Origin of the sequence: Siminovitchia fordii DSM 16014 = CIP 108821, assembly GCF_000374565.1 — a bacterium.
Taxonomy (GTDB): Bacteria; Bacillota; Bacilli; order Bacillales; family Bacillaceae_C; genus Siminovitchia; species Siminovitchia fordii.
The window spans coordinates 1-22,175 of sequence record NZ_KB894721.1 but is presented as its reverse complement, the minus strand read 5'-3'; the positions used below and the strand labels follow the sequence as shown (position 1 = coordinate 22,175).

Annotated in this window: 25 protein-coding genes and 1 pseudogene; 20 read left to right on the top strand and 6 right to left on the bottom strand. The window is 40.9% G+C overall.

The window, feature by feature from the left end:
- Positions 1–2,582 (top strand): SH3 domain-containing protein (locus tag C509_RS25865; RefSeq protein ID WP_018709198.1); only part of this gene is annotated, 2,582 nt, incomplete at its 5' end.
- 81 nt (positions 2,583–2,663) lie between these two features.
- Here the strand turns inward: C509_RS25865 and C509_RS0122490 are convergent.
- Positions 2,664–3,995 (bottom strand): ABC transporter permease, encoded by a 1,332-nt coding sequence (locus C509_RS0122490; protein WP_018709197.1) that lies wholly within the window; start codon positions 3,993–3,995, stop codon positions 2,664–2,666.
- A complete protein-coding gene (locus C509_RS0122485; RefSeq protein ID WP_018709196.1) occupies positions 3,992–4,678 on the bottom strand; it encodes an ABC transporter ATP-binding protein in 687 nt (228 codons plus the stop codon). The genes C509_RS0122490 and C509_RS0122485 overlap by 4 nt, the downstream gene beginning before the upstream one ends.
- Before the next feature lie 127 nt (positions 4,679–4,805).
- Here C509_RS0122485 and C509_RS26680 point away from each other — a divergent pair, with 127 nt between their 5' ends.
- Positions 4,806–5,039, top strand: a complete 234-nt coding sequence (locus C509_RS26680; RefSeq protein WP_018709195.1) for a hypothetical protein — start codon at positions 4,806–4,808, stop codon at positions 5,037–5,039.
- 656 nt (positions 5,040–5,695) lie between these two features.
- The gene (locus tag C509_RS0122470) at positions 5,696–6,985 is read left to right on the top strand and encodes an MFS transporter (protein ID WP_018709193.1); all 1,290 of its coding nucleotides are present in this window, start codon (positions 5,696–5,698) and stop codon (positions 6,983–6,985) included.
- On the opposite strand, the gene C509_RS0122465 is transcribed toward C509_RS0122470, so the two are convergent.
- On the bottom strand, positions 6,982–7,395 hold the full coding sequence (locus C509_RS0122465) for a hypothetical protein (RefSeq protein WP_018709192.1): 414 nt from the start codon (positions 7,393–7,395) through the stop codon (positions 6,982–6,984). The two genes, C509_RS0122470 and C509_RS0122465, sit on opposite strands and share 4 nt — an antisense overlap.
- 274 nt (positions 7,396–7,669) lie before the next feature.
- Here C509_RS0122465 and C509_RS0122460 point away from each other — a divergent pair, with 274 nt between their 5' ends.
- The 5 genes from C509_RS0122460 (at position 7,670) to C509_RS0122440 (ending at position 11,631) form a co-directional block, all read left to right on the top strand.
- Positions 7,670–8,212: an RNA polymerase sigma factor gene (locus C509_RS0122460; protein ID WP_018709191.1), complete on the top strand. Its 543-nt coding sequence runs from the start codon at positions 7,670–7,672 to the stop codon at positions 8,210–8,212.
- The gene (locus C509_RS0122455) at positions 8,209–8,676 is read left to right on the top strand and encodes an anti-sigma factor family protein (RefSeq protein WP_018709190.1); all 468 of its coding nucleotides are present in this window, start codon (positions 8,209–8,211) and stop codon (positions 8,674–8,676) included. Before C509_RS0122460 ends, C509_RS0122455 begins: the two co-directional genes overlap by 4 nt.
- Positions 8,669–9,751, top strand: coding sequence for a hypothetical protein (locus C509_RS0122450; RefSeq protein WP_018709189.1), 1,083 nt, complete (start codon positions 8,669–8,671; stop codon positions 9,749–9,751). Before C509_RS0122455 ends, C509_RS0122450 begins: the two co-directional genes overlap by 8 nt.
- Positions 9,748–10,638, top strand: a complete 891-nt coding sequence (locus C509_RS0122445) for a LiaF transmembrane domain-containing protein (protein ID WP_018709188.1) — start codon at positions 9,748–9,750, stop codon at positions 10,636–10,638. Before C509_RS0122450 ends, C509_RS0122445 begins: the two co-directional genes overlap by 4 nt.
- 81 nt (positions 10,639–10,719) lie before the next feature.
- Positions 10,720–11,631, top strand: coding sequence for a diacylglycerol kinase (locus C509_RS0122440; protein WP_018709187.1), 912 nt, complete (start codon positions 10,720–10,722; stop codon positions 11,629–11,631).
- 171 nt (positions 11,632–11,802) lie between these two features.
- Here the strand turns inward: C509_RS0122440 and C509_RS0122435 are convergent, their stop codons facing one another.
- A complete protein-coding gene (locus C509_RS0122435) occupies positions 11,803–12,297 on the bottom strand; it encodes a GNAT family N-acetyltransferase (RefSeq protein ID WP_018709186.1) in 495 nt (164 codons plus the stop codon).
- 28 nt (positions 12,298–12,325) lie between these two features.
- Complete coding sequence (locus tag C509_RS0122430) at positions 12,326–12,619, bottom strand: hypothetical protein (protein ID WP_018709185.1); 294 nt, start codon at positions 12,617–12,619, stop codon at positions 12,326–12,328.
- Positions 12,620–12,804: 185 nt separating this feature from the next.
- Between C509_RS0122430 and C509_RS0122425 the strand changes: the two genes are divergently transcribed.
- From C509_RS0122425 to C509_RS27140, 12 genes and pseudogenes are all read left to right on the top strand, one after another.
- A complete protein-coding gene (locus C509_RS0122425; protein WP_018709184.1) occupies positions 12,805–13,293 on the top strand; it encodes a PCYCGC motif-containing (lipo)protein in 489 nt (162 codons plus the stop codon).
- A 626-nt stretch (positions 13,294–13,919) separates the two neighbouring features.
- Entirely contained in the window at positions 13,920–14,636 is a 717-nt protein-coding gene (locus tag C509_RS0122420; protein ID WP_018709183.1) for an NAD-dependent deacylase, read from the top strand.
- A gap of 80 nt (positions 14,637–14,716) precedes the next feature.
- Positions 14,717–16,096, top strand: coding sequence for a 23S rRNA (uracil(1939)-C(5))-methyltransferase RlmD (gene rlmD / locus C509_RS0122415; protein WP_018709182.1), 1,380 nt, complete (start codon positions 14,717–14,719; stop codon positions 16,094–16,096).
- Positions 16,097–16,988: 892 nt separating this feature from the next.
- Positions 16,989–17,339 (top strand): ArsR/SmtB family transcription factor, encoded by a 351-nt coding sequence (locus C509_RS0122410; RefSeq protein WP_026320031.1) that lies wholly within the window; start codon positions 16,989–16,991, stop codon positions 17,337–17,339.
- 19 nt (positions 17,340–17,358) lie between these two features.
- The gene (locus C509_RS0122405) at positions 17,359–17,871 is read left to right on the top strand and encodes an SRPBCC family protein (RefSeq protein WP_018709180.1); all 513 of its coding nucleotides are present in this window, start codon (positions 17,359–17,361) and stop codon (positions 17,869–17,871) included.
- Positions 17,872–18,157: 286 nt separating this feature from the next.
- Complete coding sequence (locus C509_RS26670; protein ID WP_211214306.1) at positions 18,158–18,298, top strand: hypothetical protein; 141 nt, start codon at positions 18,158–18,160, stop codon at positions 18,296–18,298.
- A 223-nt stretch (positions 18,299–18,521) separates the two neighbouring features.
- Complete coding sequence (locus C509_RS27595) at positions 18,522–18,689, top strand: hypothetical protein (protein ID WP_018709179.1); 168 nt, start codon at positions 18,522–18,524, stop codon at positions 18,687–18,689.
- A 291-nt stretch (positions 18,690–18,980) separates the two neighbouring features.
- Positions 18,981–19,613 carry a GNAT family N-acetyltransferase gene (locus tag C509_RS0122385; protein WP_018709177.1) on the top strand — a complete coding sequence of 211 codons (633 nt, stop codon included), beginning with the start codon at positions 18,981–18,983 and terminating at the stop codon, positions 19,611–19,613.
- 14 nt (positions 19,614–19,627) lie between these two features.
- Positions 19,628–20,233 (top strand): TetR/AcrR family transcriptional regulator, encoded by a 606-nt coding sequence (locus tag C509_RS0122380; protein WP_018709176.1) that lies wholly within the window; start codon positions 19,628–19,630, stop codon positions 20,231–20,233.
- Between the two features lie 483 nt (positions 20,234–20,716).
- Positions 20,717–21,100 carry a hypothetical protein gene (locus C509_RS26665; RefSeq protein WP_169509290.1) on the top strand — a complete coding sequence of 128 codons (384 nt, stop codon included), beginning with the start codon at positions 20,717–20,719 and terminating at the stop codon, positions 21,098–21,100.
- Between the two features lie 22 nt (positions 21,101–21,122).
- The gene (locus C509_RS0122365; protein WP_018709173.1) at positions 21,123–21,620 is read left to right on the top strand and encodes an RDD family protein; all 498 of its coding nucleotides are present in this window, start codon (positions 21,123–21,125) and stop codon (positions 21,618–21,620) included.
- Between the two features lie 106 nt (positions 21,621–21,726).
- Positions 21,727–21,893, top strand: a pseudogene (locus C509_RS27140) (antirestriction protein ArdA); the annotation flags it as partial.
- 67 nt (positions 21,894–21,960) lie between these two features.
- On the opposite strand, the gene C509_RS25850 reads toward C509_RS27140, so the two are convergent.
- On the bottom strand, positions 21,961–22,175 hold a 215-nt coding region (locus C509_RS25850; protein ID WP_169509288.1), incomplete at its 5' end, for an ATP-binding protein.

Here is a 22,175-nt window from a genome sequence, read left to right as displayed (position 1 = left end):
GTACAACAAAACCGTCGGCCAATCCGGTTACCAAATATGTGAAGGTCGATCCTGGTTCCTCGCTGAATGTCCGAGACAAGGCGTCTACACAAGGAAAAGTGGTAAGCAAGCTGTCCAGCGGAGCGGCAGTGTCGGTGATATCCGAATCGAACGGCTGGGCAAGGGTGAAAGCCAATGGCAAAACAGGCTACGTAAGCTCACAATATTTGTCATCAAGCAAGCCGTCAGCCAGCACAGGTACAACAAAGCCGTCGGCCAATCCGGTTACCAAATATGTGAAGGTCGATCCTGGTTCCTCGCTGAATGTCCGAGACAAGGCATCTACACAAGGAAAAGTGGTAAGCAAGCTGTCCAGCGGAACGGCAGTATCAGTGATATCCGAATCGAACGGTTGGGCAAGGGTGAAAGCCAATGGCAAAACAGGCTACGTAAGTTCACAATATTTGTCATCGAGCAAGCCGTCAGCCAGCACGGGTACGCCAAAACCGTCGGTTAAGCCGGTTACCAAATATGTGAAAGTCGACTCTGGATCCTCGCTGAATGTCCGAGACAAGGCGTCTACACAAGGAAAAGTGATCAGCAAACTGTCCAGCGGGACGGCAGTGTCGGTGATATCCGAATCGAACGGCTGGGCAAAGGTGCAAGCCAATGGCAAAACAGGCTACGTAAGTTCACAATATTTGTCATCAAGCAAGCCGTCAACCAGCACAGGTACACCAAAACCGCCGGCCAACCCGGTTACCAAATATGTGAAAGTCGACTCTGGATCCTCGCTGAATGTCCGAGATAAGGCGTCTACACAGGGAAAAGTGATAGGCAAGCTGTCCAGCGGAACGGCAGTATCAGTGATATCCGAATCGAATGGCTGGGCAAGGGTGAAAGCCAATGGGATTACCGGTTATGTGAGCGCTGAATTTTTGTCCGCTAGTGCCTCATCAAGCAAGCCGTCAACGGAAAAACCTTCAAAAACGAAGATAAAATATGTGAATGTCAATCCTGGTTCCATTTTAAATATGCGCAGCACAGCGTCTACGAATGGCCGGATAGTCGATCGACTGACACGCGGCACAGCCGTAACAGTCGAGTCTGAAGCCAATGGCTGGGCTAAAGTGAAGGTTAACGGCAAAACAGGCTATGTCAATAGTGAATTTTTGTCAGTTTCAAATGCAGATTCTGAAGCGGCGAAACCAAAAACCAAATATATTGTCAATTCTTCATTGTCAGGTGTGACCATGTATAAGAGCCCGTCAACCAATGCTTCCAAAATTATCAATATTGCAGCAGGGGTGGCTGTAGAGGTATATTCAGAGGAAGGTGGCTGGGCAAAGGTCAAAGCCTACGGTTCAGAGGGATATATTCAATCCAAATTCCTTTTTGATACAAAACCTGAATCTAAACCTGAATCCAAACCAGGATCACAACCAGAGGATCCGACAAATCAAATAAAATATGTTGTTGTCGACCCCGGGTCAAACTTGAATATGCGCTCCGAGCCTTCCACCAATGCTTCCGTGATTACAAAATTGCCAAATGGTACTGCTGTAAAATACCATTCTGAATCCGGCGGCTGGGCAAGGGTCACTGCGAACGGGAAAACAGGGTATGTAAGTTCCAAGTATCTGTCTTCAGGTAATGCACCTGGTAAAGTAGAGGATGGCTCAAAAACTACCGAATACTCCAATTACGACCTTACTTTGGATGAAATGGTGAAAATCCAGATGGCGGCCAATCCGCAGACGGATAAGCAATATGCCACTTATATAAGGGAAGATGCTTTAAAGTTAAATTCAGGCAAGTCAGGAACGGTAATTGGTGGAACCTGGAATGTTCGAAGCGGAGCAGGAACTAATTTTAGTTCCCTCGGTAAAGTTAGTACTGGAAGCTCCTTGACTATTCTATCTTCTCAAAAAGGAAAAGATGGATATACTTGGTATCAGGTACAATACAAAACAGGATGGGTAACAGCAAAGCCTGAGGATGTAAAGTATTACCTTGATCCAAACAACTTTATCAATGATCCAGTTAAATCGCTTCAGTTTATTAATCTATCAAAAACAGCGAACGCCCAAGCAGCTGAGATAAATGGGAAGATCCTTACCGGAAAAGGCATTTTAAGCGGAAAAGCCGCTGCCTTTATTGAAGCGGGGAAAATTCATGGAGTCAACGAGATGTACTTGATTTCCCATGCTTTGCTTGAGACAGGTAATGGAAAATCTCAACTGGCCAATGGGGTAAAGGTGAACGGCAAAACAGTATACAATATGTATGGCATTGGTGCCTACGATGGTGCTGCCCTAGAAAAGGGAGCAGAGTTTGCTTATAATGCAGGATGGTTCACTCCTGAGGCTGCTATCATTGGTGGAGCACAATTTATCGGGAAAAATTACATCAATGCCGGCCAGAACACATTATATAAAATGAGATGGAATCCGGCAGCCGCGAGCAAAACCGGAAAAGCCACCCATCAATACGCAACAGATATCGGATGGGCGGTAAAGCAAATTACACAGATCCATAATTTATATATGCTGGTAAATTCATATACGCTGGTTTATGACATCCCGGTCTATAAAAAATTGTAACCTAATGTTCAATATATCGAAGCACTCCCGCTTTTCTGCGGTGAGTGCTTTGTTTACTTTAAGGAAATTTTTCAACTCCGCTTATATTTCTCTCCGCATCGCCTGCAGGACATCTATCTGCGTGGCGCGCTTGGCCGGTCTCCATCCGGAAAAAATGGTGACCAATAGGCAGATGGCGATGCTGATTAATGTAAGCGTCCATGGAATATATGAAAACAGTAAATTGTCAGGCGGCGATTCATCAAAAATATTCTCAACAACGAGCGGCAGTGAAAAATTGACAGCAAGGCTGATTCCATAGGCAGCCGCTGTTCCTACCAATGCGCCAATCAATCCGATACAACTGCTTTCAAGCAGAAAAACCTTTTTGATTGTCGTGGGGTTTGCACCAATAGCTTTCATGATTCCGATATCAGGTGCGCGTTCTGTCACAGCCATTGTCATTGTATTATAAATTCCGATTGAAGCAATAATAAGGGCGATGGTACCTACTAAAATCAGGCCAATTTTCATAACCGTAAAAATCATATTCACTTGTTTCATTTCACTGACGATGGAATACGATGCATAATTGTCCGCATCCAGTTTTTCAATGATACCCTCTACAGCTTGAACGTTGTCGACGTATATTTTCACTTGGTCGTATGTTTTAGCTTCTGGATTTTTAACCTCGGTCTCTTCAAGTTCTAAAGACCCGCCAGATGTTCCTGTAAAAGCTTCTATTTCTTTTAAAACTGTTTCTGAAATAAAGACATCGGAATTAGCCATCCAATCTTTGGACGGTTTTTTGGCAATCCCTACAATGGTAAGAGGAATCGCTTTAGTGGAGTCCTTTTTGTCCTTCACTTCCATTTGTACAGTTTTTCCGATTAAGTTTCCCTTAAAGGCGTATTCCTCCTTAACGGTTCCATCTTCATGATATGGATTGACGCCATCTTCAACTTCAGGTGCCAACTCTTCTTGGAAGGAATAGCCAACGACGATCTCATTGTCCTTTTCCGGCAGGCGGCCATCCGACAACTCGAAACCTGCTTTTACTTCTTCAGGGAAAGCAGTGACAAGAGTATTGGTAAGGATATTGTATTCTCCGATTTTATATGCGGGGGTCTGCTGAAGCATCTGTCTCCGTGTGACCGCCTTAACATGATCCAGGGCTTCAAAATATTCGATATGCCGATCATTGATCGCTTTAAAGTTTTCCTGATCATCCATTTGGGCGTGCACTTCTATTTCAGTTACAAGGCGGTCTTCCATCAATTCTTGAATGATTGATTTATGGAGACCGAAACCGACAGATGCAAGAACAATCAGGAATGCACAACCAATGGCCGTTGCTAAAATTGTCATGAAAACCCGTGACTTATTCTTTTTCATATTTTGTCTGACAAATTTGATTTGATCTTTAAGCGTCATACCAATAATGCCTCCAATACTTTCCCATCTGAAATTTCAATGGCCCGGTGGCCGATTTCCGCAACTTTGTCATCATGGGTTATGATCAAAAAAGTGATCCCCTCCTCATTCAATTCTTTAATGAAGCGAAGAAGATGATCCTCTGTTTCGCTGTCCAGGCTACCGGTAGGTTCATCTGCCAGAATAAGAGGTGGATTGACTGCAAGGGCACGAGCAATGCTGACACGCTGCTGCTGCCCGCCTGAAAGCTCACTTGGATAATGGTTTTTATACTCAAGTAATCCGACTCTCTCAAGCGTTTCATCCGTCTTCAGTTTGCGTTCCGGCTCGTTCATCCCTTTTAAAACAAGCGGCAGTTCTACATTCTGGAAGGCTGTCATGCTCGGGATCAATTGAAAGTTTTGAAAAATAAACCCCAGATGATCCAACCGGAAATCCGCAAATTTCCCTTCATTTAAATCACTGACTTTTTCTCCGGCAATCCATACCTCTCCTTCCGTCGGCTTGAGAAATCCGCTGATAATGTTCAAAAGTGTCGACTTCCCTGAACCGCTTCGCCCAACAACAGTGACAATTTCACCTTCGTTGACAGAAAGGGAAACATTCTCCAAGACACTAATCTTGTGTTTTTGCCCTCTTTTTCCAACCTCAAAAGCATGGCTTACATTTTTTACAACAATCAAGATTTATCCCACCTTTAAAAATGACTCTACCAATTAGACGAATCGGATTGGGAAAACACTACAAATAAATTTATAGATTTTAAATTAGCGGAAGGAATCGCTGTTTTTTAATAGATATAGTGTTTTAGTGTATGTTCCTTGGTTACTTTTCAATTTATACAGAGGCAAAATATTAAGAACACTGACAATCCCGAGTGAAAAAGTGGAAGCGGTAAATGGTAAAAGGATCTTAAGGGGAATAAACAAAAACGTGGGTTTTAACGGTGTTGATGATAGAATAGAAGATAACAAGAGGTATCTTCGGCTTCAGTACAGGATGATGAAAGATAATCCTGTTGGTCTTTTGACACTCATCTTGTAAATGATTTGAACAAAAAAACAGCTAGATGCTGTTGGATTGATTTGAAGAATTGGATCGTGACATTATGTATTTGTCGTTTCATCAATAGTACAAGCAGGTCGATGCCTGCCAAAGATCCAATTGCAAAGTGGATAAAAGATAACAAGGATGAAATGTCAGTATATTAACAAAATACCCCCAACGAAAAGCCGATTAATGGTAGCTTTAACTTTATGTAAACAATTCCATATTAAAGAAACAGAGCAATAGAGCATATAATCTTTAAGAATATTGAATAACATTATGCTGTACGTCAGGAACGGTGTTGTTCTTCTTGGTCGGGAGCACTAGATTGTATCGTTGAAATCAGAATCGAAGGATTTTGGAATTTCTTTCAAATGGAGTCCTACCAAGTGCATCACCCGTAAGACAAAGTAGTACATGAGTATTTGAATAGCTATAGCTCGATGCAAATGAAGGACGGTTATCTCATTGGCTTCCGCTTCGGATGAATTTTTGGGAGATCATTCGAAGGAAAAAGAGGGGAGAGCAGGGGGGCTTTTCAAAATAAAGAAAAAGCAATATCTCTGAGATAATGGCAAGGAAGCAATCATCCACAAATATTTCTCCCCAGTATTTATTCAATAAAAGTGGAAAAACCGAAAGGCGGTAGTTGAATGTCCGAAAAAAATCATCAGCCGGCTTGGCTGCAACAATATATTGAATCTCCGTCAAAGCGACAGGAGCTGTATAAACGAACGCTCCTTGTCGTTGTCTTTTCCCAGATTTTCGGAGGAGCAGGGCTTGCGGCCGGAATTACGGTAGGCTCGCTGCTTGCACGCGAGATGTTGGGCAGCGATAGCCTTGCAGGAGCTCCAATCGCTTTGTTCACACTTGGTTCTGCAGCGGCCGCACTGATCGTGGGGAGGCTGTCCCAACGTTTTAGCCGGCGTTTGGGGCTAGGGGCAGGGTTCATTACAGGAGGTATCGGGGCCATTGGAGTGGTAGCTGCTGCAGTCATGAATAATGTCTTCCTGCTCTTTGCTTCATTGTTTATTTACGGGGCAGGGACGGCCACGAATCTTCAGGCGCGCTATGCAGGGACGGATATGGCCAATGCAAGTCAACGGGCCAAAGCCGTAAGCATTGCGCTGGTCTCTACAACGTTCGGCGCAGTTGCTGGCCCGAATCTAGTGGGCGTGATGGGCAGGTTTGCTGAAGGAATCGGCATTCCCCCATTGGCGGGACCTTTTATCTTGGCCGCTGCTGCGTACATTCTTGCCGGGCTTGTCCTAATGATTATGCTTCGTCCGGATCCACTTGTAGTAGCGAAAGCGATAATGGAGGCCACAAACAAGAAAGAAGGTCATGTTCCGGATAGAGGGGAAGCTTCAACCGACAGGCGTGGAATCGTGATTGGAGCCATGGTGATGATCCTAACCCAAATTGTCATGGTTGCGATCATGACGATGACTCCGGTCCATATGGAGCACCATGGCCACGGCTTGAAAGATGTCGGGCTTGTGATCGGAATCCATATTGGAGCTATGTACTTGCCATCACTTTTGACAGGCGTCCTTGTAGATAAAATTGGCCGTCCGATCATGGCAATCGCATCCGGCCTCACCTTGTTGGCAGCTGGCCTGTTGTCCGGATTAACTTCCGGTGAATCAATGCCATTGCTCATTATAGCACTCGCTTTGCTTGGGCTTGGCTGGAACTTCGGATTAATCAGCGGGACAGCGCTTATCGTAGATGCAACTACTCCTTCGACACGAGCAAAAACGCAAGGAACTGTTGACGTTTTTATTGCTCTCGCGGGCGCTTCGGGAGGAGTGCTATCCGGCATGGTTGCAGCCAACTTCAGCTATTCGGCGCTGTCACTTGCCGGAGGATTCCTCTCCCTGCTGCTGCTTCCTGCGATTATTTGGTCACGGGATAAAAAAAATTCCAGTAAAGCCGCTTAATCGTTCAAATCCATCAAGTCCCAATTGATTTCAGATAATCGGTGTCTGAGAACCAGCTGGGACTTCCTTGCTTTTTTATTTGAGGAAGCAATATCTTCTGTTTGCTCCTGCCAGGACAAGCCTGTTTCTTTTTCAAGCTTGAAGATTTCCTGATCGAACCATGGACTGTAGCGCTCATACATTTTCATTGCTTTTTCTTCGTTTTGAAACTCTTCAGGTGTAGTATAATCCAGATTGCTGTACCAGACCTGAAAATTTTCCTCACCCTCCTCTCTCATTCTTTTTTGAAAAGCTTCAAGGATTTCCTTTATTAACCCACCATCGAATCCATATTGAACCATTACTTTTTCTAAATTGCCCAAAGTGATCATCGACAAATTCCTTTTATTTTTAAAAAGACGATTAAACATAGAGCATAACCTCTTTACCTCACTATACGGTTTTATTCTATGGAAAGTTTCCTTTTAATCTCTTTTTAAATGGTAAAATAGATAGGTTAAGTTCCATTTGCTCGTTCGATAAATAATTGCTGAACGTTCTTTCAGGTTTCGAACCATAACCAATCCTTATTGAAAATTATTTCACAAAAGACGGGAATCAGAAAAAAATTTTAAAAAAAGTGTAGTATCCAAACCATCAGTCGTCGTCTATTAGGGTGACGGCTTGAAAGGGGGGAGAGAAGTTTTGGATGATGTGCTCATTGAAAAAATCAAAAACGGCAATGATCACGCATTCCGTTTGCTTGTAGAAAAATATCGGGATCATATTTTCTACACAGTGTATGGCGTATTACGGAATGAAAAAGATGCGGAAGACGCTGCACAGGAAGTGTTCATGAAAATCTATACTTCTCTCCCCCAATATGAGAAGCAAGGTTTTAAAACATGGATTACAAGAATTGCAGTCAATCATGCCATTGATATAAAGAGAAAAAAGATGAGACGGCAGGAGGAAATGAATATTGAATATGAAGAGGCGAGTCACGCGCCGCCTGGAGAAAGTGTCGAATTCCTTGTTTTGAAAAGGGAGCGTCAAAAAGTCCTTTGGAAACGGCTCGATGAACTTCCGGAAAACTACAGAGAAGTAGTCGAAGGATTTTACATAAAGGAGAAAACCTACGAGGAATTGGCGCAAGAGATGGACTTAAAAGTAAAAACGATTGAAGTGAGGCTGTATCGGGCAAGGAAATGGATGAAGAAGCACTGGAAGGAGGATGATTTTTCATGAACCATATAGATTATGAAGATTGGGTATTATACGCGACGGATTCCCTTGATGAAGAAACTCGCTTACAATATGAAAACCATCTCTACAGCTGTGATCATTGCTTGGAGCTTTACTTAGAAGCCGTCGAAGAAGCGGAATCGCAGATGCCGGTGCTGTCTGATCCAACAGGCTTCACGGCCTCAATCATGAAAGAAATTGGCGGGGGGAAGAAACAGCCTCCTGTCCAAATAAAGCCGAAGAAGAACATACGGAGGCAGACTTTGGTCCATTACGCTGTCGCGGCGGCCATGACGCTCGTGCTCATGTCAACAGGGATTTTCTCGGAGTTAACGTCAACCATCAGTGCATTTGAAAACTCAGCTGGAAAACAGGAGCACTCGGTCATCAGCAGCTGGTTAAATAAAACAGATTCAATTACGGAAAAAATTGAGGACAACCTTAGGGAGGGGAACAAACATGAATAAAAATCCGATTATTGCTTTTTTACTCGCATTTTTTCCTGGCGGGGGATTGATGTACCTCGGGCAAGTACTACGCGGGTTTTTCTATACAGCTGTTGTATTTGGTATTCCGGCTATGGCGGTAGCAGCTACAGTTATCACAGGCTCTCAATTCTTTCTCATTTTTGCTCTTGGCGGGCTACTCATGTATATTGTCAACTTTATTGATACAGTGGTGACAGCTTCCAAGCTGTATAATCGAACCGAGACGATGGACGAAGGAGTAGCAAGTGAAAAAAACCCGGACTCCGAACGATTTTTTACGATTGTCCTTTCAGTTATTCCAGGTCTCGGCCATTTTCAATTGGGGCTCGTCTATAGAGGAATAACATTACTGGCGGTGTTTTTGGGGCTTGGTGTCATGATCCTTTTCGTTACTATGATGACCGGGCGTTCCGAGTTTCTTATCTTCATGGCTTCATTGCCAATCATCTGGATCTACGGATTTTTCGATGTTATGCAGCTGCTTGATCGAAAATCAAAGGGAGAAAAATTAGAAGATCGGTCAGTTCTGGAAGAGCTTGAGAAGAAAAGACCGGATGGTCGAAAGAGCAAATCGTTTGCAACATTGCTTTCTATCGTACCTGGAGCAGGCCATCTTTACCTCGGTCTTCAAAGACGCGGGATCCAGTTAATGGCAGCATTCTTGTTTTCCATCTATATACTTGATGTTCTGCGGCTGGGGATCTTCCTCTTCATCGTCCCGATCATCTGGTTTTACAGTTTTTTTGACGGTCTTCAAAAAGCTTCTCAATATGAGAGTGGGGTAGTGGAGGATGAACCGATCGTATCTTACTTGATCAACCATCAAAAATGGCTGGGTATTGGGTTGATCGTATTGGGATTGTATTATATCGGAACGAATATCATTATTCCGATGGCAGATCCAATCCTGCTCGACAGATACGATATCAATATTCAGTTTTGGATTCAGGCATATGTACAGCCTGCGATCATTTGCCTTTTCCTCATTGGGGGCGGCATTAAGCTACTATCAGGAAAAAAAATACATTCAAACCGGGAAGGTGAATCAGAATGAGAACATGGAGAGTCGGTTCTTTTTCAATGGGGGCATCCCTTTTGTTGCTCGGTGTCTTCCTTCTACTGTCACAAGTTTTCAAATGGGGGGATCCAGCGATCGCCCTCCTCTCCTGGTGGCCAATCATATTCATTGTTCTTGGTGTCGAGATCATTGTGTATCAGGTCCGTTCCAAAAAAGAAAAAACAACCATCCAATATGATTTTATAAGCATTATTTTCATTGCCATCCTTGGAACTTGCGGTCTTGTGATGGCGATGTTGAGTGCAAGCGGATTATTGGAGCTGGCAGGAAATGTGGCGAAAGCCGAGACACGGACCGCAAATCTACCGACGTATGAAGAAGCTTCCTTGAATGGAGTAGACCGGATTGTCGTTGATGCGGGAACATTTCCTTTAACCGTTGAAAGTACAGAGGCTAAGTCAGTCTCGTTATTTGGTACGTATAGAACAGAAACAATAGGGGATAAAAATTCGATTGAAAATGTATCAGATTATGTTTTAGCAGAGAAAAAAGGCGATACACTATTCATTAAGCTGAAGGAACTTCCGCATCAGCGATTTATCAATAGTTATCATGATGCTGACGCCACTATGCTTATCCCGGCTGACAAAGAACTGGAATTCAAAGGAAACGACAGGAATCTTGTTTTTAAACCGAGAGGGTTGAAGAGTGACTGGGCGGTTGATACATCTGGCTGGGTAAAAATCGAGTCGGATGAAAAAGCCGATATGAGAATTGAAGCGAATAATGTATATGAATTGGAAGGTGAATGGAAGGGTATCAAAGATGTGAGAGAAGATGGCTTAAAATCCGGCTACATCAACTTCGAAAAAGGAACAGCCACACTGACGGTCAATCATGCCAATATGGTAGAAGTAGACTAACAAGTGATAAAAAGGTATGATTACTTAGTGGGAGCACAATTAAATCTCGTTTCGCATTTAGAGTTCGAAGGATGATGTGAATTGAAAAGAGCACGAATTATCTATAACCCGACAGCTGGACGCGAAATTTTTAAAAGGCGTATCGCTGATGTTTTACAAAAGCTAGAGATAGCAGGATTTGAGGCATCATGCCATGCAACGACTGGTGCGGGTGATGCAGCAGCCGCTGCCCGCACGGCTGTGGAGAGAAAGTACGATGTCGTCATCTGTTCAGGCGGCGATGGAACGATCAATGAAGTGGTCAATGGTTTGGCGGAGCAGGAATATCGGCCGAAGCTCGGCATCATTCCAACAGGGACGACGAACGACTTTGCCCGCGCCTTACATATTCCACGGGATATCGACGCCGCTGTGGATATCATCACCGCTGGCGAAACAATTCCGGTGGATATCGGTAGAATGAATGATCATTATTTTATCAATATCGCTGGGGGCGGAAAGTTGACCGAGCTCACGTATGAGGTGCCGGCGAAAATGAAAACTGTCCTGGGGCAACTGGCCTATTATTTAAAAGGAATGGAAATGCTTCCGTCCATCCGCTCGACGGATGTCAGCATCGAGTATGACGGAAAACTTTTTGAAGGTGAAATCATGCTTTTTCTTGTGGCACTGACAAACTCTGTCGGAGGCTTTGAAAAGCTGGCACCAGATGCTTCCATAAATGACGGTCTTTTCTCGTTACTGATATTGAAAAAGACGAACTTGGCCGAGTTCATCCGTGTAGCTTCTCTAGCATTAAGAGGGGAGCATATCGATGATCCGCATGTCATTTATTCAAAAGCGAACCATATAAAAGTCAAATCAAAAGAAAAAGTCCAGTTGAATATTGACGGGGAATACGGGGGACTGCTTCCAGCAGAGTTCTATAATCTATACCGCCATTTGGAAGTGTTTGTTCCAATTAACGATATTCGACCGGAGGATAAAGTATAAGCAGCCCAAATTGATTTTTGGACTGCTTTTTTCATAAGGCTATTAAAGATAGGAAAGGAATATCTCATGTTTTTCCTAATCGAGAGGTTACGATTATATGGAAAAGCCGACCCATTCATTTTTCTTGAAAATTTACACGCAAAAGGGTAAGGTGCGCTTTAACCATACGACTTATAATAATTTGTATAAATAAAATTCATCGACAGGCTTGCCGTTGATCATCAAAGATTGAATTTTTTCGCCTTCCACTTCAAATCCCATTTTCAAATACATGCTGAAAGCCCTTTCGTTGTGTTTCATTACAGTAACCCCAAGGCGGGTCAATCCGACCTCTTTAGACCAGCGGAAAGCTTCTTTTAAGAGACGTGTTGCAACACCTTTACCGCGGTATTCCTCGGTTACCCCAACTGAGATCCTAGCAGCATGCTGACTACGGGAAGACACCCCTCCAAGTATGACAACATAACCAATTAGACGGTCATTATCTTCTGCGACAATGATTGTCGAATTGCTTTGAAGGAGGATCCTCTCTATATTTTGTTCTTCTTGCTCTTTACTTGTTTTTCTTTCACCAGGTTCAAATAACATCATATTGGAGGAATCAACACTGGTAATCAAATTGGAAAATTGTTCGGCATCCTCCAGGCGGATATGCCTGATCTCCATAAAACAATCCTACTTTCTCTATTTATTTTTAATTTTCTTTCTCGTTATAAAAACCTATGAAAAACGCCAGTCCTGACGCGAAAAAGCAGCCTGAAGCAAACAATATCCAGGAAATGACGAAGTCAATGTTTTGTGAAAATTTCTTCGCGAAAATAATATAGCCGACAGCTATTATAATCCCCAGCAGCAGAAGATTTTTTGCCGCTTTAAATTTCTTTTTTCTATCCTCGTGGATATTCTTTCTTGTATATCTTACTCCCCATAACGTCAATACTCCTACTAGGAGAAATGATATGAAAATAATCCCCAGGCCGATCAGCATACATAAAAACCCCCCGTTCGACAAATACATTTTACCACAACTGAGAAGTATACGCAGTTTTTAATAGAACATATGGTATACGTTCACCGAGCTGTTAGAAAGAGCGGTTGATTATGGTTGAAATGGCCGTTCTAAAAAAGTACACTTTTTGTATAAATTATAATTATGGAAGGAAGTCATACAGAATGAAAAAGCTGTTCATTGTAGCTTTGATTATGATAAATATGGTATTGGCAGCATGTTCAAATTCGGGGAAGGAACAAGCTGAGGAAAATAATCACGAGGGAAAAGAAATGCAGATCGGCGATATTCGGGAAGAGACAGGCGGTCCGCAGGAGTTGCCGGAGTTTCTCAATGGAAAACCCGAGGACATGCAAGTTGTTTACCAGGCGGTTGCCCTCAATAAAGCGCTACTGGAAAAAATGCCTTGTTATTGCGGATGCGGAGATTCAGTAGGACATAAAGATAACTATGACTGTTTTATACATGAGAATAAAGAAGATGGGCGTATCGTTTGGGATGACCACGGAACCAAATGTATTGTTTGTCTTGAAATTGCCGCCCAATCCATCAGCGACTACCAGAATGGGAAGCCCATAAAGGAAATCAGAAATGAAATTGATGAGAAATATAAAGAAGGATATGCGGAGCCGACTCCAACGGAGGAGGTATAAATAGTAAGGGATACAGGCAGGGGCTTGTGTCTCTTATTTTTTTTGATGCCTATGCGAATAGGGCTGTAAGAACTACCTGAGAGCCTTCTAATATGGAAAGCTCGCAAGACCCAGGTCTTTGAGTTTTTCTCTGCTGTATAGGCTGTCCGATCCACCTGATTGGTTTATAAATAAAGATAACAAGGATCTGCCTCATTACATTCACAAGATCATGAGTCAGGTTGAATGGACTCAAAAGTTTCAATCATAGACTTTGCAGCTATGGCATACCAGCTTTCTCCTTCAACTCTTATATACATAAATAACAAGCAGAAAATTAAGCCTTTCGCCGCGAAGTTCAATATCAATTGGAGCGTGGAATACCCTCACGGTCTTTGCCTGCCATTATAAAATAGGTGTACGTATGATTGAAACCAACTGATGGAAGGAGATAGTCGAGGAGTTGTTAATTTGCGTCCATCAACTGAAGATAATACCCGAGCGTTCGGTATTTCCACTCAAATTATGATTCATTGATAAATTTTAAATCAAGGAACTCATACTCTAGGATAATAATTTAAGTCACATTATACCGCTATGGCTTCCATGCTATACTTGAGTAAGATTGTAAGGGGGTGCTGGAACAAGTGTTGCTCGACAAATTGAAGGAATCGAATTATACCGTTGTGCTGACAGGTGCCGGCATGTCAACTGAGAGTGGTCTTCCTGACTTTCGATCTTCAGACGGCCTTTGGGAAAAAGAGGATCCAAGTCGGATTGCCAGCACAGATGCGCTCAACCGTAATATTGAGAAGTTTTTTGAGTTCTACCGCCACCGTGTCCTGGGGCTTCAGGATTGCAAGCCGCATACTGGCCATAGAATCTTGGCCAAATGGGAAAAAGAAGGTGTCATCAACAGCATTATTACGCAAAATGTTGACGGCTTTCATGCAGAGGCAGGGAGTAGGAACGTTGCAGAACTCCACGGTACATTGCAAAAAGTTCATTGCCATATGTGCGGAAAAGAATATGATAACGACAAGTATGTAAATGAACAGTATCAATGTGAATGCGGGGGGAAACTGCGTCCATCCGTCGTACTTTTTGGAGAGATGCTGCCTGAAGAGGCTTTACTTATGGCTGCGGAAGAAAGTGAGAAGGCTGACTTGTTCATCGTTTTGGGGTCATCTTTGACTGTAACACCGGCCAACCAGTTTCCTTTAATAGCCAAGCAGAACGGAGCATATCTCGCTATCATCAATATGGAGCCTACTGAGCTCGATATTTATGCAGATGAAACAATCCATCATCGCAAGATCGGCGAATTGTTAAAAGAATTAGATGAAGGGTTAGCGGCTCAATAAAGGATAAAGGAAGACTTCGGTCTTCCTTATTTTTTTATGGTACAATCGTAACAGCATAATAGCGGAAAAGGAAGAAAATAATGAGCAAACAACATGTACCGATAAAGAAAAATGATGAAATAGATGTCATATTTGAAGATTTGACCCATGATGGAAAAGGTGTCGCGAAAGTGGACGGCTATCCGTTATTTGTAGAGAATGCCCTGCCGGGTGAAAAAGCGAAAATTAGAGTGACCAAGCTCAACAAAGGTTATGGCTTTGGTCAAATGATTGAGCTCGATGAAAAAAGCGAATTTCGAATCACTCCGGCTTGTCCGATTTTTGCGGAGTGCGGCGGATGCCAACTGCAGCACATCAGCTATGAAGGCCAGCTTAAGGCGAAGGAGAAACAGGTTCGTGATGTGCTTGAGCGGATCGGCAAGCTGGAAAATGTAATAGTGCATCCGGTGCTGGGAATGGAAAATCCGTGGCATTACCGCAATAAAGCGCAAGTGCCTATCGGAGAACGTGAAGGCGGACTTGTTGGTGGCTTTTATAAACAGCGTTCCCATGAAATTGTGGATATGGAAGCCTGCCTTATTCAGCAAGAGGAAAATGATGATGTTTTACAAAAAGTGAAGGCCATCTGCGGGGATCTTGGAATCAGGGCATACAATGAAAAAACGCACAAAGGGACGTTGCGGCATATCATGGTCCGTTCCGGCAAGGTGACAGGAGAAATGATGGTCGTATTGATCACCCGTACACCAGACATTCCCAATAGAAAGAAACTCGTGGAAAGAATTGTGAATGAAGTTCCGGGACTCAAATCAGTGGTGCAAAACGTGAATACGAAGCGAACAAATGTCATCTTCGGAAAGCAGACAAACGTGCTGTGGGGAGAGGAATTCATCTATGATTACATTGGGGATGTCAAATTTGCCATATCAGCACGTTCCTTTTATCAAGTTAACCCTGAACAGACGAAAGTGCTGTATGACAAAGCATTGGAGTACGCCGGACTGGGCGGCGAAGAGACTGTCATTGATGCCTATTGTGGAATTGGGACCATCTCGTTATTTTTAGCGCAGCGTGCGAAAAAAGTGTACGGTGTAGAAATCGTGCCGGAAGCCATCGAAGACGCAAGGAGAAACGCTGAGCTGAATGACATTACAAACGTCGAATTCGAAGTGGGAGAGGCGGAGAAAGTCATACCGCGGTGGTATGAACAAGGTGTGAAGGCTGATGTTCTGGTCGTTGATCCCCCAAGAAAGGGCTGCGACGAAACATTGTTGCAGACGATCACAGATATGAAACCTGAGAAAGTCGTCTATGTGTCATGTAACCCAGCCACTTTGGCGAGGGATCTCCGGGTTTTGGAAGATGGTGGATATGAAACCGTGCAGGTGCAGCCGGTGGATATGTTTCCGCAGTCTGTGCATGTTGAGGCGGTGGCGTTGCTACAAAGAGAAACTATATAGACACCTTTAGTTTTAAACACTTTCACAAGCATTTCGTGTTTGTAGGAGAAGGTGAAAAAACTAGAAATGAAGTACTGAAAAACCACATTACTGTTTCAGTAGTAATTATCCGGGGTGTGGGAACACAATAGAATAAGATGAGAAGATAATACGACCACTACAGTTTAAAATGATTGTGGTCGTTTTTCTATTTTTAAATTTAAATGGATTTATCGTTTTAAGCAGATTTGAATAAGGTATGTTTCTTAATTTTAAAGTTGTTTTTGAAGATATTTAACTTTTATGAATTATTTGTTATATAGAATGGTGCTATGTTAAATTACCATCATAGATATGGTAAGCATATCATAATAAATATGTGCAGTGATCAAAGAGGAAAATGATTAGAACTAATATTAGTGAGTGGGAATAATTCACTAAGAGCATTTGAAATGAAAACGGTGATTTGACTGCATTTCAATGGTACGTAAAATGGATAAAACAATAAAAAATGAATAGGTTCTCCGCCAAGATTCCGTCAGAAATATAAAGTGTGCCACGACTGTACCACAGATTTTAATAAGTCACAAAGCTAGAATGAAAATTCATTTCAGCTTTTTTAACTTGACAACATTTAATTCCATATTAAAGAAAGTGGCTATATCGATATAGGAGAAAACATTTTAAAAGAAATTGGTAAATTGCTTCATAAAGGCTGTCCAGTGCAACAGCGTGCGAAGCGAAAACACATTGGCAAGATCTTTAGTGACTTCATACAAATAAAATTATATTAAATTACAATATAACTTTACTGTTATATTCCAGATGTGTTATATTCGATAATATCAATATGTCAAACATTGGAAAGGGGGATGCGATGAAAATAGATATTGAATTAATGAGGTGAACAACATTGATGGGTAAATTTAAAAGCATAGATACATCTATGCTGAGCGCATTAGCTGAACCTAATCGGATGGCAATCGTTGAGTTGCTTCGCGATGGAGCTCTAACGGTAGGAGAAATCGCTAAAAGGCTGGAACTGAGCCAGCCGCATGCTTCAAAGCATTTAAAGGTGCTGAATGACAATGGAATTGTAGAAGTAAAGCCAGAAGCTAATCGTCGATATTACAAGCTACGACCTGAGCCCTTCCAAGTAATAGAATATTGGGCGACTTCCTTTCAAAAGCAGATGGAAAAGAGACTCAACAACTTGGACGACTATGTACAAGAATTGAAAAGCAAACGAAAAAGAGACGAGTGAAAAATAAGGAGGGAAAATAATGTCAAAAAACAAAATGGTTTCAAGAGTAGAGAATGAAAGGTTTCTAATTTTAGAGCGCGTTTATGATATGCCGCGTAATCAACTATTTCAATTATTTAAAGAACCAGAGCATTTAAAGCGCTGGTGGAGTACGGACGGTTGGGAACTACCTGTTTGTAACATAGACTTTCGCCCAGGGGGCGTATGGCACTATTGCATGAAATGTGTTGATAAGAATCAAGAAGAATATGGAATGGAATCTTGGAACAAAACCATTTATAAAGAAATTATTGAGCCAGAAAAGATTGTCTATAACGATTATTTTTCAGATGCAGAAGGTAATATCAATGAGTCTATGCCTTCTCCAGAGGTCACGATGGAATTCATCGATTTAGGCAATCAAACAAAATTGGTCAGTCGTTCTGAATTCGATTCTGCGGATTCCCTGCAAGCTGTTTTGGACATGGGATTGTTGGAAGGTATCACGCAAACGTGGAATAATTTAGATGTACTGGTAGAGAGATTAAAATAGGGAATAAAGCTTTGATCATTTAAGATGATTTTAACTTTTACGTGCAACGTCATTTGGGCGGTATTTACTTACCGACAGATGGCGTTTTTTGTTTTTAAATTGGAGGTGAAATAATTGAAAGATTATATGATTAAAAAAGATTATAACACAAATTTAAAAATAGGAAGTTTATTTGATGGAATAGGTGTTTTCCCCTCTTTCCGCTTCTCGTTATGGAATTAGACCAACATGGGCAAGTGAGCTAGAAAAAGCACCTATTTTGGTTAGCTCGACAAGTCGCTCCTACTTGGAACTAGCAACAAAACTCGATGAAATCAATCAAACGACAGTGATAAAAGACATGTTAGATCAGGCAAAGTTAACAAAACGTCATCCACAAATGTTGATGCAACAGGCGCTTGCAACAGAAGAAGTAATTAAACGATAGATTGTAGGGATTCTATGAAGCTATTGAAATTTATGTTGTTTACCATTATTGGTGAGGTGTTTCTATGGTTTATCGTGCTTATCTAATAGCGGATATGCTTTCGACTGATTATCATTCACAAAGATTTTTTGTTTATCACAATCAAAAATGACGGTGCGGAAATAAAATTCGCTTTTTAACGACCAATCCACAGCCTGTCATTGAAGAGATTCTGAAACTGAAAATGGAATATATGTTACATAAAGATTATGCGTTTTACTATTATTTGGAACAATATGTTTTTGGTGATATTGTCGTCATGGTTTCTCCTGATGCAGACAAAGGTTGTTTACCGGAACTCAAAGGAAAAGGATGTCGTCAATTTGAAAATTTCCTACTAGCCCAACAGTGAACATGGTTTGACTTTTTTTATGGGCGTGTTTCGTGTTGGCGGTGTATTTAAACGAATCGATCTTGCCATAAGGTCTACGAAAATGTTGCATAACGGGAAGCAGATTGAAGAAATAAAGAAAGGAGGAAAGAAGAAATCGAATAAAAAAAGAAGGGACGTATCGGTGCTAAGGCTGAATGAGATATGGAATAAACCCAGTAGTGACAACAGATAGAGCGATAATTATATTTGACATTTTTATTATAGAATTTATAATGAAAATATATTCACTCATTGAAAAGGAGGACCTCTATGCTAACTGATGATTATAAGTTAACAATTGTTAAAGCAGATAAAATAGATAAAGATATTGATGTAAGAAATCAGATGGCCGAAATATTTGCTGATGGTTTTGCTCAATGGCTCGGTTATTTTTCAAGGGATAACAGAATACTTTCGAAGGCATTTGCACACATGTTTGTTTTAGATCAATTCTATGTGGCAATGGTGGATAATAAAGTCGCTGGAATGACTGCATGTACGGATGGAAGCAGACTATCAGTACAATTAAATAAAAATGAGTTGAGAAAGCATTTAGGTTTTGTAAAGGGGAGCATGGCGGGGATCTTTCTTAAAAAGGAATTTGAAGCCCCTTATGAAAATTTTCCATCCAACACAGGATCTATCGAGTTTGTTGGAACTGCTTCTGATTTCAGAGGTAAGGGCATAGCCTCACAAATTATTCAGTATATTATTCAAAACACCCCATATCATGATTATTTAATAGAAGAGGTTGCTGACACAAACATCCCAGCTATGCGTTTGTATGGGAAGTTAGGGTTTGAAGAATACAAAAGAAAGCCTATACCTGTAAAGATAGCAAAGAAAAACGGTATCAACAATTTACTATCATTGAGGTACACGAAAAATAGAATTTCTTGTTAGGGGAGGAAGAACTCTTGCCTAGAACAAAAGAACAATTTGAAGCAATGAGGTTGGCTACTAAAGAAAAAATACATTCTGCTGCGATTAAACTATTTGCTAAAAAAGGCTTTGCGGCAACTGGAGTTCAAGATATTGCAGAAAGTGCTGGCATCAGCATCGGTCTATTATATCGTCATTACAAAACGAAAGATGATCTATTTAATGACCTTGTTTCCTATGCTACTGAAGGTTTAGAGCGTATTGTAAGACGATTTGAGAGCGACTTGTCTCCAAATAAAGTTCTCCGAGAATTTACTTTAGAGATTTTAAATGATTTTAAAAAAGATAATGAATTCGCAAACTTTCTTATGATTATGAACCAGTCTTTTACAGTGGATAATCCATCCCATCAAGTTCTTCAACTGAAAAAGCAAAGTGAAGCTATGATGAAACAAACTGCTATTCTTATTGAAAAGGGTCAGAAACTTGGTCAGTGTAAAAATGGAAATGCTACAGAAATGGCGTATTACTATTTTGCTTCAATACAAGGGTTAGCGATGATGAAACTATTATTAGGTGAAAAATTTATTACACCAAGCTTAAATTTAGTAACAGCTTCTTTAATTAAGGAAGACTTATAGGTAATTGACAAAATAATATTTCTCTTCACTTTAAATTCCTATTTCTACTATGTCTAGTTAAAATAAACATTCCCCAACCAAAATAAACATTTCCAATTAAGATCCGGTTTTCTTGAAAATAAACAATTCCGATTTTCGGGTCTTTTTCATGCCTGAGAGAACTTTATTATAACTCTGAAAAAAACGTAAAAACAGGCATAAAAGAGGGAAGAAATTGTCCAAAAGGAGGTTCTGTAGGTAATTTTTATTTTAACTCCAACGGTGGAATGCGGGTTGGAGGTGGGGGTTTTCGGAAGAGTTTATTTTAATTTCACAGAAAATTATGTAGAAATACTTAGTAGTTTTACGCTGTTTTACAAGTATGCACACTTTGTACCAAATGGTCAAAATGGTCGAAAAAAAGGATTGAAAAACCACATTGAGGTTTCAGTAGGAATTGAACTAGTGTGTGGAAACACAACAGAATAACGAATTATCAAAGAAATGAGGTGTACAACGAATGGAACATATCCAATTGTCGCTGTTTTGGAAAACGTGTCAGAGAAATATTATTTAAAGCCCGCGATTTGCAATCGTTTCCTATGTCTTGCAGAAAAGACAGATTGTCCTCCTCCAGCACCAGTCGAATATCTGCTCAAAAAACAAGGGGGGAAATACCCATTGTCCGTCCTTTTCAAGAAAGGCAGATGCGAGGTGCAGCCAAAGCAAGAAATCAAAAAGGATTTCATGCGTACTTATCATGCGATTGCTGACTTAATGACGTATGAGGATACAGAAAGTACCGCCTTTCGATTATTAATCGCTGTCGATAGTGTTTTAGGGAAAATCATTAGAACCTATATATGTACAACTGATATAATGAAATAATTGGAATATACAGAGGTGTTAAATGAACAATATCCCTGTAAAAAATAGACTAATAGAAATAATTGTCGACTATTTAATAATAACTGCATATTTGGTTATGTTATTAATTGTCAACTTGGGGATCATCTTTTTATTTTTTAAGAGAATTCCAGAATATACAGAATTACAAGCCCAATTAATAGCAACACTTACATCCGTGATACCAATCATCCTTATTTTTTCATACTTAGATTATTTTAAAAAAGGGTCTATTGGAAAAAGAGTATCTGGATTGAAACTGACTTACGCAAACTACAGATTTAGCTCAAGTTTATCAAGAAATATTATAAAGTTTTTACCGTGGCAATTAGGACATGTAGGTGTTATCCATGGAATATATAGTGATTTTGATATGACTGCAATCATTATCGCAAATAGTGGAACCTTCCTTGGATTAGTATTGTTGTTCATGGGATTATTTAGAAAAGATAAACGTCATTTAGGTGATTTAATAGCAGGTACAAAAGTAGAACTACAATAACAGATTCCAATTTAATTAATTAAAAATCAATTATTTCTATTAAGCAGCAGACTAAAAATCTGCTGTTTTTTTATGTTCATTTTCAGAATAAAGGATGTGATGAATGATGGAAATGCAAGTCTACATTGCTAATCTTGGAAAGTACTAAGAAGGTGAACTTGTCGGAGGCTGGTACACTCCGCCTATTGACATGGAGGATGTAAAAGAACGAATCGGTTTAAATGTGAATATGAAGAATATGCCATTCATTACTATAAACTTCCTTTCAATATTGTATTTGGCAAGTAGAATATGTATGATTTGGCAGTTAAAATTGTAGCTACTTGCCAACATCCCTTTTTTAATGATTGAGTAATGATTCTTTGTGTCGAAAACTTTCTCGATTGAACACCAGTAAATGTGAGTAATGAATTAAGCGATCAATAAACGCTTCCGTCAAGATCGGATCTCCGAATATATGATTCCACTGTCCGAACTGAAGATTTGTCGTAACGATTACACTTCGCCGTTCGTAACACAAATTAAGCACTTGAAATAGGAGCTCAGCTCCTTGCT

What these genes read in the sequence shown, in the direction of transcription:
- C509_RS0122490 (WP_018709197.1), bottom strand. Translation starts at nt 3,995, where the DNA reads ATGACGCTTAAAGATCAAATCAAATTTGTCAGACAAAATATGAAAAAG.
- C509_RS0122470 (WP_018709193.1), top strand. Translation starts at nt 5,696, where the DNA reads ATGTCCGAAAAAAATCATCAGCCGGCTTGGCTGCAACAATATATTGAA.
- C509_RS0122465 (WP_018709192.1), bottom strand. Translation starts at nt 7,395, where the DNA reads ATGTTTAATCGTCTTTTTAAAAATAAAAGGAATTTGTCGATGATCACT.
- C509_RS0122455 (WP_018709190.1), top strand. Translation starts at nt 8,209, where the DNA reads ATGAACCATATAGATTATGAAGATTGGGTATTATACGCGACGGATTCC.
- C509_RS0122450 (WP_018709189.1), top strand. Translation starts at nt 8,669, where the DNA reads ATGAATAAAAATCCGATTATTGCTTTTTTACTCGCATTTTTTCCTGGC.
- C509_RS0122445 (WP_018709188.1), top strand. Translation starts at nt 9,748, where the DNA reads ATGAGAACATGGAGAGTCGGTTCTTTTTCAATGGGGGCATCCCTTTTG.
- C509_RS0122435 (WP_018709186.1), bottom strand. Translation starts at nt 12,297, where the DNA reads ATGGAGATCAGGCATATCCGCCTGGAGGATGCCGAACAATTTTCCAAT.
- C509_RS0122430 (WP_018709185.1), bottom strand. Translation starts at nt 12,619, where the DNA reads ATGCTGATCGGCCTGGGGATTATTTTCATATCATTTCTCCTAGTAGGA.
- C509_RS0122425 (WP_018709184.1), top strand. Translation starts at nt 12,805, where the DNA reads ATGAAAAAGCTGTTCATTGTAGCTTTGATTATGATAAATATGGTATTG.
- rlmD (WP_018709182.1), top strand. Translation starts at nt 14,717, where the DNA reads ATGAGCAAACAACATGTACCGATAAAGAAAAATGATGAAATAGATGTC.
- C509_RS0122405 (WP_018709180.1), top strand. Translation starts at nt 17,359, where the DNA reads ATGTCAAAAAACAAAATGGTTTCAAGAGTAGAGAATGAAAGGTTTCTA.
- C509_RS27595 (WP_018709179.1), top strand. Translation starts at nt 18,522, where the DNA reads ATGGAATATATGTTACATAAAGATTATGCGTTTTACTATTATTTGGAA.
- C509_RS0122385 (WP_018709177.1), top strand. Translation starts at nt 18,981, where the DNA reads ATGCTAACTGATGATTATAAGTTAACAATTGTTAAAGCAGATAAAATA.
- C509_RS26665 (WP_169509290.1), top strand. Translation starts at nt 20,717, where the DNA reads ATGAGGTGTACAACGAATGGAACATATCCAATTGTCGCTGTTTTGGAA.
- C509_RS0122365 (WP_018709173.1), top strand. Translation starts at nt 21,123, where the DNA reads ATGAACAATATCCCTGTAAAAAATAGACTAATAGAAATAATTGTCGAC.